Genomic DNA, 12,144 nt, shown 5'->3' with positions numbered 1-12,144 from the left:
CCAAAACTGCCTTTACAAGGTCATGGCAGCAGCCACCCGCATTAGGATGAACTAACTGCACTTAACGTTCTACAACTAACCCCCTAACCGTAGTCGAAACTGTCATGCTTACACACCCCGGGGTGTGAAGGAAGGCCCATAGCTGTCACAATGGTGCGCGTGAATGATTCCGTTTTTTCTGTAGATGTGCTCGTGGTGGGTGCTGGCCCTGCCGGTTCCACGGCAGCTATTAATGCCGCCCAGCGCGGCTTAACGGTTTTGCTTATCGACGCCGCCACCTTCCCCCGCGACAAAACCTGCGGCGATGGTCTCACGCCCCGCGCGGTGCACCAATTAGAAAAAATTGGGATTGATGTCACCTCTCGCTATTCCTCTCAAGGCCTAAAACTGCACGGTTTTGGGGGTTCGGTCACTGCGCCATGGCCCACGTCTTCCTTTGGAACGATCGGCTCTGCCATGCCGCGTACAGAGTTTGACGAGCTGCTCTTAAATACAGCTCAACAGCACAATAATGTCCTGGTATGGCAGGGGGTCACGGCGATCTCCGTGGACGCAGACCCTCATAGCTCGCAACCACCGAGTGAGTTCCCCAAGGCTGGCCGCATCCGCACTGTCACTGTGGACGATGGCCGAGTCATTGCCCCCACTTTTGTCATTGTCGCGGATGGTGTGCGTTCCACTTTTGGAAAACTGCTGGGCCGGCAGTGGCACCGCGGCGAGGTGTACGGGATTGCAGCGCGGTCTTATTGCGAGACTCCCCGAGCAGATGACCCATGGATACACTCGCACCTAGAGCTTCGCGACGATACAGGTACCACGCAGCCCGGATACGGATGGATATTTCCGTTAGGCAACGGCACCGCAAACGTCGGCTGCGGCGCCTTGTCCACGGACACTCGCCCAGCAAAGGTGAACACAAAAAAACTTCTCCGAAACTACGCTGAGCAGCACAGCGCGGAATGGGGTTTTGGAACGCCACAACGCGTCGCTTCCGCGTTATTGCCTATGGGAGGCGCGGTAAGCAACGTCGCGGGTCCTAACTGGATGCTCATTGGCGACGCCGCAGCCTGTGTGAACCCCCTCAACGGTGAAGGCATCGACTACGGCATGGAAACCGCAGCGCTGGCAGTCAGCCTGGTGGGCACCGATAAAGATCTATCTCAGGCCTGGCCAGAACTCTTGCGTTCCACCTACGGTGAGGCGTTCATGCTCGCTCGCACTGCCGCACGGTTGCTCACCTATCCGCAGTTCTTGCCCATGGCAGGTCCGCTCGCTCTACGCAGACCGCTGGGAAACGTCATCATGCCAGCGGCTGCACGGCTCATGGGCAACCTTGTCTCGGACTCCGACCGTGATCTTGTTGCGCGTCTCTGGCGTGGCACGGGCGCGGGCGTCAGCCGGTGGCGTCGTGATAGCCCGTTGTGGTCATAAGGCAACTCTGCACACGCGTAGCTTTACTGCAATGTGGCGTTAACCATGCTTTTTCTGGTGGAGCTCCGCCCTGAGGCCTTCTAGACTGAGAAAGTATGCATACCTCGAAATTAGTTGTTGTTGGCGTAGGCCACGTTGGCTCCTACGTTCTTAGCTACGCAATGGATTCAGGCCTCTACTCGGAGATAGCCACGATTGACATCAAGCTGGGCGTATCCAAGGGTGAGGCCATAGATCAAGCCCAATCCACAGGTGTCCCGGGAACCTCATACACATACTGCCACCCAGGCGACTATTCCGATTGTGCCGACGCGGACGTGATTATCGTCGCCGCGGGCGGCTCTATCTTGCCGGATCCCGATGATCCCGAGCGAATGCCGAACCGAGCCGAGCTTGCAGAGATGAGTGGCGCGGTGGTTCGCGATGTTATGGGAAATATCGCAGCGCATACCAAGGGCGCAGTGGTCATCTTTATCACCAACCCACTCGACGCTATGCTGCATATCGCGGCCACGGAATTTGATTATCCCACCGAAAAAATCTTTGGAACTGGCACCATGCTAGATTCCGCGCGGATGCGTTGGATCATAGGCACTGAGCTTGGCATTGATCCCAAATCGGTCACTGGTTACATGATGGGCGAGCATGGCTCTACGTCGGTGCCTATTCTCTCGCGGGTCAACGTTCAAGGCCTCAGCTGGGATGAGCTTTCTGCCTGGCGTGGCAGTCCCCTTCCCACCGCACCGGAGATCCAAGAGCGGGTGATTAAGGCGGCCTACGACGTTCTCTTGGCCAAGGGCTGGACCAATGCTGGTGTGGCTCGATCAGCTAACGAGTTGGCTAAGTGCGTGTTGCTTAATGAGCATGCCGTACACCCCATCTGCACCCCGCTCAATGGTGAATATGGGCTCCACGACGTTTCCATGTCCGTGCCTACTCTCATCGGCAATACCGGCGCCCTCCGCAAGATGCCTCCGACCCTCAACGATTGGGAGTTGGAGCAAATACACAAGTCTGCCGAGTTCATCCGTGAGACGGTACAACGCGCCAGCCCATAACCGGATAACCTAGCTACGCATTGAAGGCTTCCTTGCTCCGGCATAACGCCGCAAGGAGGCCTCTGATTTTTGTTCCTAGCCGTTGCCCCCAGGTTTTACTGCCGAGTGCAACGCAACGATCCCGAGGGAAAGATTCTGCCAACCGGCATCAGACCAGCCATTGTTGTTGATAGCGCGAGCCAGCTCTTCTCTTTCTGGCCATGCACGGATGGACTCAGCAAGGTATTCATAAGCCTCTGGGTTTGTGCCCACGGCTTTGGCTATCAGTGGCAACAACCTGGTCAGATACTCTTTGTAGATTGGCTTAAAGCCAGGAACGTTGGGGGTGGAGAACTCCGCAATGGTGAGCCGGCCACCGGGTTTGGTCACCCGTGCCATCTCTCGAAGTGCCGCCTGGTAATCATGGACGTTGCGCAGGCCATAAGAGATGGTGACCGCGTCAAAGGAGTTATCGGCAAAAGGCAGCTGCATCCCGTCGCCCACCACTTTGGGGACGTCTCGGTCTTTGCCTGCTGCGAGCATTCCCTGCGAAAAATCACAGGCCACAACCCATGCCCCGGATTTCCCTAGCTCCACCGTAGATACTGCGGTACCGGCGGCTAGATCCAGAACCCGTTCGCCGGGTTTAAGGTTCAACCGTTCGCGGGTCTTCTCGCGCCACTTACGGTCTTGCCCAAAGCTCAGCACGGTGTTCGTGATGTCGTAGTTTTTACCCACACCGTCGAACATTTTTGCCACGTCGAAGGGGTTCTTTTCCAAAGATGCCTTAGCCACGGTTGTCCAGTGTAATCATCGCTTCTTGGTAATAGCGGAAGAGTTGGTCACAAATTCGAGCCCATGACTTATCTTCCACGCTCTGGCGTGCGGTTTTGCTCAAATCTTCGCGGGCCAAAAAGACGTCATGGACGGAGAGTGACAAACCTGTCAGTGAGTCGTCGATAAGCGGTAACAGTACGCCCGACCCACTATCTACCAGGTCTCGCGGCCCGCCCTCCGCTACGGAAACCACCGGAACCCCGGACGCCTTGGCCTCCTGGATTGTCTGGCAAAAGGTCTCAAACTCACCAGGGTGCACAAACACGTCAAAGCTAGCGTAGGCCCGCGCCAGGTCAAGGCCTGTGAGTGCTCCGGTAAAAATCGCGTCCGGGAGCCGCGATTCTAAGGTTTTCCGCTCTGGGCCATCACCCACGATGACCAGTTGGATATTGTTGTCGCACGCTAGGTCAACGAGCCTATGCACGCCTTTCTCCGCAGCCAGCCTGCCCACATACCCCACAACGATGCGACCACCCGCGCCCCAGCTACGCCTGAGTCCGTGGTCTCTGCGATCTGGGTGAAACAGCTCCAGATCCACTCCCCGACCCCAAGATTTGACTCGCTCGATGCCATGCAGTTCCAGGGCTGCCACCGCCTATGTAGAGGGGGCGAGAGTGAGGGTCGCTGCATTGTGAAAAGCCCGTGTCCAGGCCCAACTAGTACGTTCCAACCATCGCAAATGATATTTGTGACTAAAACCCGCAATGTCCGTTTGGAAGACAGCTACACACGGTATCCCTAGTCCCCTGGCAACAAAGGCGCCCCGAGCGGCCAACGCATAGGGCGATGCAAGGTGCACAACATCGGGTCTAAAGGCTCGCAACAGCTCCCGAATCCCTACGGGGACTCCAATGGGCAGGGAGTTAATCAGTGGCACCATCACGGTCGGCACGCGGTGAATGGTCGCTCCGCAGTAGGAACGTATTTCTTCTTCACCATCCCGCGCACCCGGCGCGATCACCATGGCCTGGTGCCCGCATCTCTGAGCGTGTTCCAGGACGCGCAGCACTGAATTGGATACCCCGTTGATAGAGGGGAGAAAGGATTCAGCGATTATCGCTATGCGCATGTTTTCTGTACCACAGGGTGACAGCCCACCACAGGGCCACCGCGATGGCGAGAGACACCACCCAGGTGCTCAACGCCGGTATGAGGGCGAGTGTCCATCCCCTGCCCTGTACTTTTACCAGGTCTGGGTTGCTTTTGGCATAGGTGACCCACACGCGTTGTCCTTTGCCTAACCCTGTGGGGTACAGCAGGCCGCCACGAGGGGAATGGTAGACGCCGTCTTCATCTTGGTATTCCACTGTGGAGCGGAATGTGCCCACGTCAATAACTTTAGCCAGTGTGCGGCCTGGTGATTCTGCTATCTCGCGGTCGTTTAGGGCAGGGCCTATCACCATGCTGACACAACCAATTGTTGCGGCAGCAAAAAGCGCCAGGATGGCTTGATGCAAGCGCCTCCTGATGCTCGCTGGCGGATAGTGCGGCAGCCGGCTCACATGTTCACCTTCTTAGCCAGCGCCTCGTGCATGGCGCGGCGGTCAGCACGTGTGGTTCGGGCTTCGATGAGGGTAAACCCTGCCGTGTCGGTGGCGTCGATAAGCTTTTCGACGAGCCCCTGCACATCCGTTGCGCGGTGATATTCCACGCCGTATGCGGCGGCGATGCTTTCTATGTCCACCTCATGCGGGGTGACAAAGGCTCGCTCAAAACTGCCTCGCAGCTGGGGGTTTCCTACCTCAAGGGTCTCAAAGATTCCACCGCCGGAGTCGTTAGCCACCACGATTGTCAGGTTTTCCGGCTGTGGCGAATCGGGGCCGATGAGGAGCCCGCCCACGTCGTGGAGGAAGGTCACATCTCCCATGAGCGCCACAGTGCGGGCAGCGCGGATTTCCTCGGGGTTTCGGGTTTGCACGGCCAACGCCACGCCAATCGCTTGGGACACAGTGCCGTCGATCCCTGCGGTACCGCGAGGCGTGAAGGTGTCTACTGCGGAAAACGGCAGGCCAACAAAGGAGGCATCGCGAACCGGATTGGATGCTCCCAGAACGAGGGTGTCACCGGTGGCAAGCGTGTCTGCTACCGCTGCGGCAACATGCAGGCCACTGAAGCTAAAGTCTTGGGCGAGTACATCCCGGACGGCCTCGGCAGCCAGCGCAGAGGCAGCTTCGCAGATTGTGAGCCATTGCTTTGAGGGCTGACCTGTAGCTTTTACCCGAGTCGCGACTTGTTGCGCGCTGCGAGTGGGGTCGGTGACTGTGTCGGTGCGCGTTAGTACGGTTACCTCGATTGCCGGATCCGCGATCAGGTCAAAGACGCTCCGGTGCAGCGTTGGATGTCCCACCACAATCACTTGCTCCGGCTTGGTATTGACCACATAGCCTTCAGCAGAAACCTGTTCATGAGCAAATATTCCGGCTGCCAGCGGGTGCACGGGATGATAGGGGGCGGGGGCGCTTGGCTCTGCAATGGTGGGGACGTCTTCTAAGCCTGGTACTTCCCATGCCTCATCACCAACAATGACCAGGGTGTTGCGGCTGAGGTCTATTTCTACCTCACCGTGATCTAGGACATCGCCTTTTATCGGCGTCTTTTTCACACTCTCAGCAGGAGGCTCCGGGAGGCAGTCCCCCACCAAAGGCGTATCCAACTCTACGTTGATATGAACCTGGCCCTTGTTAAAGGCTGCATCGATGAGTTGTACGTCTGCAAGCGTAGCCACGGAGGTCGTAGGAACGACTCCGAAGATTCCTATCTGGTTGATCGTCTGATTCGCGCCCGTCCCCTGCAGTCGCGCCGGGCGATCCGCCGAAATCATGGCGATAGGTGTGTGGGAGTGAGCAGCCTCCAGCATAGCGGGAAGGCAATTGGCCACCGCTGTACCAGAGGTAGTGACGATTCCCACGTGCCGACCGGACGCCCGCCCCATGCCTAGCGCCAGGAATGCTGCACTGCGCTCGTCGATACGCGTATGCACTCGGATGTCTCCCCGAGCGAGCAGCTCCAAGGAAAGCGGAGAGTTACGCGAGCCGGGGCAGATCACCACATCGGTGAGGTGGCGGGCGAGTTCGGCAGCGACGGCGCGTGCAAGCTGGGGCGATGACATCATGCCCCATATTTTAGGCGTTCCTGCGCAGCCAATGACAGTGGGGCGTGCACCAAGGCTTTTTGTTTAGCGTGCTAGGAACGCCCACGAGTCTTGTAGTCGTTGCAGCCACACATCGCGGCGGTGACCGCTCACGCTCAACTCCGATAGCCGATCGGGGTCCGGAGCAAGCATGTCCACAGCCAGATGCCCATCGACGATCTGACGCGGTTCAGTGATGTCTTCCACAAAAAGCCGCTGTGTGGCCAGCCCGGCCGCAGCCGGAGGCACGTCAAAGTCTTCATCATCAGTGTGCTTGGGCAGGGCTGCCACCGCCGCCAGCCCGGCATTCATTCCCACGCCCGTATCCAGAGCGCTGGCCACCGTAATATCCAGGCCACGCGCACGCATAAACTCGGCGATCTCGAGTAGTTTCCGCGGACCGCCTAGCGGTGCGGCTTTCACCACCGCAACGTCTGCTCCCTGGGCGCGCGCCACCTCATAGGGATCTTCTGCCCTGCGTATCGACTCATCCGCAGCCACCCGAACAAACAGGCCAGCCCGAATAAGGCGCTGACGCAGCTCGACGAGCTCCGCAACCGTCGCACAAGGCTGCTCCATATAGTCCAGAGGGCCCAACTGCTGAGCGGCGGAAAAGGCTTGATCAACAGACCAACCACGGTTCGCATCAACGCGCACTATCGCCGAGGGCATTACCTCCCGAACGGCAGCCACACGGGCAACGTCATCCGCAAGCGACTGCCCCTTCTCCGCAACCTTTACTTTGAAGGTTCTACACCCAGCAAAATGCGCCATCACCTCAGGTACTCGCACGGAATCCACTGCGGGAATAGTGCCGTTGACCTCTACGGAGTTGCGCATAGCTTCCGGTGGCCCCTGGTACGCCATCTCAAGGCCTGAAGAAAGCCAATGAGCGGACTCTTCAGGACTATAGTCCGCAAAAGGCGCAAACTCGCCCCATCCTGCAGGACCTTCGATGAGGAGGGCTTCACGCGTGGTCACTCCACGAAAAGGCACCGCCATAGGGAGCGCAACCACGTGGGCGCGCTCACGTATCTCGTCTAACGTGGCGCCCCACGCTGAGAGGGGTTTCGCTTGTGTCATATAGCTAGGTTACCGCCCCGCCGCCAATCTTCATCATTAAGAATAGAAATGTTTTGAACTATTGAAGTTTTAGAGTGCGGGACATAAGAGTCAAGCCAGAAGATGAGCCGACGGCTTTTCCCGAACAGAGATGGCAAGCGCCGTCAAAAATGAAAAACATCACTTTTAAATTGGAATGTGACCAATACTGCTAGCGTAATTAACGATTGGTTATAACCAGCTCCCTCTGAGAAGGACTGCCGCATGCTCTACATCATTATCGCTCTGCTGGCCGTCGCCGCAGTCGTTTACTTTACCTCATAGCCAAAAAGTCCACGCCGCCGCAGCCATTTTCTTTGTAGGCGTGATTCTCCTCATGATCGCTGCTCTCACAGGCCGGGCAGAATTTCGTTCCACAGACATAGCTTCTTCCGGAAATGCACTCTACGACCAATTACTCGTAGTAGAGGCTCTTTTTAAGAGTCGATTCTCCGGAATCGGTATGGCCATTATGGTGCTCTTTGGTTTTGTTTCCTATATGCGCCATATCGGCGCTGATGCCAAAACTGTGGTAATTCTTTCCGCGCCATTACGTCGTTTCAGAGGATCTTATTGGCTCGTACCCGTAGGTTTTCTCATCGGCAACCTTTTATCCCTCGTCATCCCCTCAGCTTCAGCCCTTTCACTTCTTCTCGTGGCCACGCTTCTACCTGCACTCATAGCCGCAGTCCTTACCCCTCTGACGGTGGGTGCCATCGTGGTCACCTCTTCCACGATTATCCCCACTCCTCTAGAGGCCGGGCTCATTCAGGGTGCCGATCTTACCAATATGACGGTTACGGAATTTGTCTACGGATATGTTGCATGGGCAACCATTCCTACCTTGGTCATCACTGCTTTTGTACACATGTGGTGGCAACGTCATTGCGACATCGTCGACGCACGGCATTCCCACGATGCCCCACAGCATCACACAGAAAGCCTAGAAATAAACGATTCCGGCTGCCACCAGAGACGCACTTGAACGTGTGTCTGGCTTACCAGGCTATTACGCAGTCCTCCCGCTACTCCCCCTTCTTCTGATTATTGTGTCAGCTCTCCTAAAGCGCCTCGACGTGCTCCCCTTTGAAGCTGGGATCCTACCGGTTACTGTGGTGTCTCTCTTTACTGCACTCTTCATCGAGTCATTACGCAAACGTACGATCACGGGTGCTATCGACTCTGCAGCGAGCTTTTTCAAAGGTATGGGTGAAGGCGCAGCCGGCGTAGTCGCACTGTTGGTAGCTGCTGCGGTATTAGTCGAAGGCATCACTCAGATGGGCGTGATCGATATGCTCATCAGAGCAGCCGAAGATTCTTCCGGCGCAGCTGTGCTCATCATCCTCATTTTTGTTGCAGCAACTGCGGCCATGGCCACCCTCACAGGATCTGGTACCGCACCTTACTTTGCGTTCTCCGAGGTTGTTCCTTCTTTAGCGGCACAGTCTTCTATTCACGCACCCCAAATGCTTACCGCTATCTGGGGAACCTCTAATCTGATGCGCCAGATTTCTCCAGTCAACGCCGCAGTTCTTATTGTCTCCGGCGCCATCAATGTCAACCCGATTCGCCTGTTCAAACGCACACTTGTCCCTATGTCCGTCGCAACGATACTCAACACGGTGTGTGCCTTCTTGTTTATCGGCTAATCCACACGTATTTCCCGAACCATTGCTTCGCCGCCCACCAAGCGCTCCGCAACCGGTTTTAGCTATGCTAAGCAGCATGACACTCCTTGCTGAAGCCCTCTCGGAGCGCGCCGAGGCCCAAGCCCGCTTGGACAGCCTCCGCGAGCGCCTCATGTCCGTCGCCCGCGTCCAGGAAGGTGACGTTCCTGACGAGGATCCTGCCACACTACTCACCGAAGCCGAGGCTGTGGCACGGCGTATCGACGCCCTGGTTATTGCCATCAACGCAACCAACACCGCCACCGCGTTCGATGAGACTAAAAACCTCACGCAAGCGCTCGCAGAACGCGATGGGCTGCTCAGATTGCGCCGCCTCTATGCGGATCTGGCCAAGGTCGCTGGCACCCGCCAAGACCGCTATTCCCGCGCAGAGATCAAGTTCGTCTCCACCCTTCCGGTAGCTGAGTTACGGACGCAAGCCGACGCATACGCTCAGGCTTATCGCGAATTGGATACCCGTATACAGCAGCTCAATTGGAATACTCCGCTGGTAGAGTAACCTTTTACATGTAGTTGGTAGTCCAAGAACAGTCAGCGAGCGCACCCCTTGCTCAGAAGGACTTATCTGAGCTCATGGCGCCCAATAGCGGTATCAGGGCCGAGGCGTTCATATCTCCTCACAGCACTCATTACCCCGCCGAACTGCGCACATGAGAACATGCGGCTTATAGTCCGCGGCACATCGCACAATTCACCACCACCGCGCTGGGGCTATTTCTTGGATGAGGGTCGGGTTCGGGGACTACATTCTTTAATTATGAGCGAGCAGAAAAAATACAGCACCGACAATCCTTTTGATCCGTCTCAGTGGAAGACCGTCGCAGGATTCGAGGATCTTACTGATATTACGTACCACCGCTATGCAGCCGAGGGCCGGGAAAACGGGATTGTGCGCATAGCGTTTGACCGCCCGGAAGTCCGTAATGCTTTCCGTCCGCACACTGTCGACGAGCTCTACCGCGCGCTCGATCACGCTCGTCGCACGCCCGACGTAGGAACGGTGCTGCTCACTGGCAACGGCCCGAGCAAAAAAGACGGTGGCTGGGCTTTCTGTTCCGGCGGTGACCAGCGTATTCGGGGCCGTTCCGGGTATCGCTACGCAACCGAACACGCTCACGACGACGCCGTTGCAGACGAATCAACGGTGGACACAGCTCGGGAAAAGGTCGAGGGCGGCAGGTTGCATATCCTTGAGGTGCAACGACTCATCCGCACCATGCCCAAAGTAGTCATAGCAGTGGTCAACGGCTGGGCCGCCGGCGGTGGACACTCCTTACATGTGGTGTGTGACATGACGATCGCCTCCCGGCAGGAAGCCCGCTTCAAGCAGACCGATGCGGATGTGGGATCCTTCGACGCCGGCTATGGTTCCGCCTACCTAGCAAAAATGGTGGGACAGAAGTTTGCTCGCGAGATCTTTTTCCTTGGCCGCGCATACGATGCGGAGACGATGCAACGCATGGGTGCTGTGAATATCGTGGCCGATCACAAGGACTTGGAACAAGAAGCTATCCAGATGGCGCGCGACATCAATGGCAAGTCCCCCACCGCGCAACGCATGCTCAAGTTTGCTTTTAATCTCACCGATGATGGACTCATGGGCCAGCAAGTCTTTGCTGGTGAGGCCACACGCCTGGCGTATATGACGGATGAGGCAGTGGAAGGCAAAGAAGCTTTCCTGGAAAAGCGTGACCCGGACTGGAGCGAGTTCCCCTACTACTACTAGGCGATACCTTGATTGGGGCATGGGATCGGGAGCAGTGGGCATTAGCACTAAACTTTAAGTGTGCATGTACTTGAGCCTCTCGTCGTTCCCGCGCATGATCCTGCCAGCATCCTTGATAGCTTGGAGCAGGCCATCGTGGGACAGCGCAGTTTTCTCCCCATTCCGTCCAATGACAAGGATCGGGCGGATCTGCTGCGCAGAAGCCAACGCGTGGGCCAACCCATTGACCCGGAGATTGCCCTGGTCATGAGCACGTCCGGTTCCACCGGGATGCCTAAAGGCGCTATGCTCACCGCGCGCAATCTCGTGTCTTCGGCAGACGCTACCCATCAGTTTCTCGGTGACGAGGCCCAGTGGCTGTTGGCCATGCCTGCCCATCACATCGCGGGGATGCAAGTACTGATTCGTTCGCTCATCGCTGGTTATGATCCCGTTGTCGTCGATGTTTCACGTGGTTTCAACGTGGCTTCCTTTGCTACTGCCGCTGCGAGCGTCGAGGGCGAACGCGTTTACACGTCGCTCACGCCCCTGCAGCTGCTTAAAGCAATGGATACTTTGATAGGAATCGAGGCGCTGCGAACCTTTGATGCAATCCTCGTGGGTGGTGCGCCTTTGCGTGCCGACGACCTCCGCGCTGCCAAAGAACTCGGCATCAACATCGTGACCACCTACGGTTCCTCCGAAACATCCGGAGGTTGTGTGTACAACGGCCGGCCGATCCCTGGCGCGAGTGTGCGGGTTGTCGGCGAGCGGATTCATCTGGGTGGACCTATGGTCGCACAGGGCTACCGCTCTATGCCCGATCATGAGGCTTTTGCTGAGCCCGGGTGGTTTATCACCTCCGACGCGGGAACACTCACCGGTGGAATACTCAATGTCACCGGAAGGTTAGACAACGTTATCGACTCCGGTGGGTTAAAGATCCACCCCGAGGTTCTAGAGCGCACACTTTGCGACATTCGCGGGGTCACTGCGGCTTGCGTGGTAGGTCTGCCTGATAGGAGATTTGGGCAGATTATTGTCGCAGCGTACGAGGGCAGCGCGCATCCTACAGATATCATCTCCGCGCTTGATGATCTCCCCCGTTGGCAGCTACCCAAGGACATCCGTCGGGTGGAATCTTTGCCGCTCATCGGCACCGGGAAAGTCGATCGCAGGAGTGTCACCGCGCTTTTCACACAGCAGTGAGACAAT

9 protein-coding genes and 2 pseudogenes are annotated in these 12,144 nt (G+C 57.1%); 6 read left to right on the top strand and 5 right to left on the bottom strand.

Going from position 1 to position 12,144, the window contains the following annotated elements:
- Window positions 1-150 precede the first annotated feature (150 nt).
- Together CBE74_RS14250 and CBE74_RS14245 are read left to right on the top strand one after the other, a co-directional pair.
- Window positions 151-1,431, top strand: coding sequence for a geranylgeranyl reductase family protein (locus tag CBE74_RS14250; protein ID WP_087453351.1), 1,281 nt, complete (start codon window positions 151-153; stop codon window positions 1,429-1,431).
- 95 nt (window positions 1,432-1,526) lie between these two features.
- Complete coding sequence (locus CBE74_RS14245) at window positions 1,527-2,489, top strand: lactate/malate family dehydrogenase (protein WP_087453350.1); 963 nt, start codon at window positions 1,527-1,529, stop codon at window positions 2,487-2,489.
- Window positions 2,490-2,564: 75 nt separating this feature from the next.
- Here CBE74_RS14245 and CBE74_RS14240 read toward each other — a convergent pair whose 3' ends face one another.
- From CBE74_RS14240 to CBE74_RS14215, 5 genes and pseudogenes are all read right to left on the bottom strand, one after another.
- A complete protein-coding gene (locus tag CBE74_RS14240) occupies window positions 2,565-3,263 on the bottom strand; it encodes a demethylmenaquinone methyltransferase (RefSeq protein WP_087453349.1) in 699 nt (232 codons plus the stop codon).
- Window positions 3,256-4,374, bottom strand: a pseudogene (locus CBE74_RS24530) (glycosyltransferase family 4 protein). The gene CBE74_RS14240 and the pseudogene CBE74_RS24530 overlap by 8 nt, the downstream one beginning before the upstream one ends.
- Window positions 4,352-4,807, bottom strand: coding sequence for a DUF3592 domain-containing protein (locus CBE74_RS14225; protein WP_087454825.1), 456 nt, complete (start codon window positions 4,805-4,807; stop codon window positions 4,352-4,354). Before CBE74_RS14225 ends, CBE74_RS24530 begins: the two are co-directional and overlap by 23 nt.
- Window positions 4,804-6,417: a 2-succinyl-5-enolpyruvyl-6-hydroxy-3-cyclohexene-1-carboxylic-acid synthase gene (menD, locus tag CBE74_RS14220; RefSeq protein WP_087453348.1), complete on the bottom strand. Its 1,614-nt coding sequence runs from the start codon at window positions 6,415-6,417 to the stop codon at window positions 4,804-4,806. Before menD ends, CBE74_RS14225 begins: the two co-directional genes overlap by 4 nt.
- Before the next feature lie 63 nt (window positions 6,418-6,480).
- Window positions 6,481-7,518 carry an o-succinylbenzoate synthase gene (locus CBE74_RS14215; RefSeq protein ID WP_087453347.1) on the bottom strand — a complete coding sequence of 346 codons (1,038 nt, stop codon included), beginning with the start codon at window positions 7,516-7,518 and terminating at the stop codon, window positions 6,481-6,483.
- A 243-nt stretch (window positions 7,519-7,761) separates the two neighbouring features.
- Between CBE74_RS14215 and dcuC the strand changes: the two are divergent.
- The 4 genes and pseudogenes from dcuC (at window position 7,762) to menE (ending at window position 12,138) form a co-directional block, all read left to right on the top strand.
- Window positions 7,762-9,185: pseudogene (dcuC, locus tag CBE74_RS14210) on the top strand (C4-dicarboxylate transporter DcuC).
- 76 nt (window positions 9,186-9,261) lie between these two features.
- A complete protein-coding gene (locus CBE74_RS14205) occupies window positions 9,262-9,723 on the top strand; it encodes a DIP1984 family protein (protein WP_087453346.1) in 462 nt (153 codons plus the stop codon).
- Between the two features lie 258 nt (window positions 9,724-9,981).
- Window positions 9,982-10,950, top strand: coding sequence for a 1,4-dihydroxy-2-naphthoyl-CoA synthase (locus CBE74_RS14200; RefSeq protein WP_087453345.1), 969 nt, complete (start codon window positions 9,982-9,984; stop codon window positions 10,948-10,950).
- Window positions 10,951-11,010: 60 nt separating this feature from the next.
- Complete coding sequence (gene menE / locus CBE74_RS14195; RefSeq protein WP_087453344.1) at window positions 11,011-12,138, top strand: o-succinylbenzoate--CoA ligase; 1,128 nt, start codon at window positions 11,011-11,013, stop codon at window positions 12,136-12,138.
- Window positions 12,139-12,144 lie beyond the last annotated feature (6 nt).

Source organism: Corynebacterium silvaticum (assembly GCF_002162115.2).
Taxonomy (GTDB): domain Bacteria; phylum Actinomycetota; class Actinomycetes; order Mycobacteriales; family Mycobacteriaceae; genus Corynebacterium; species Corynebacterium silvaticum.
This window is presented reverse-complemented; position numbering and strand designations above follow the sequence as displayed.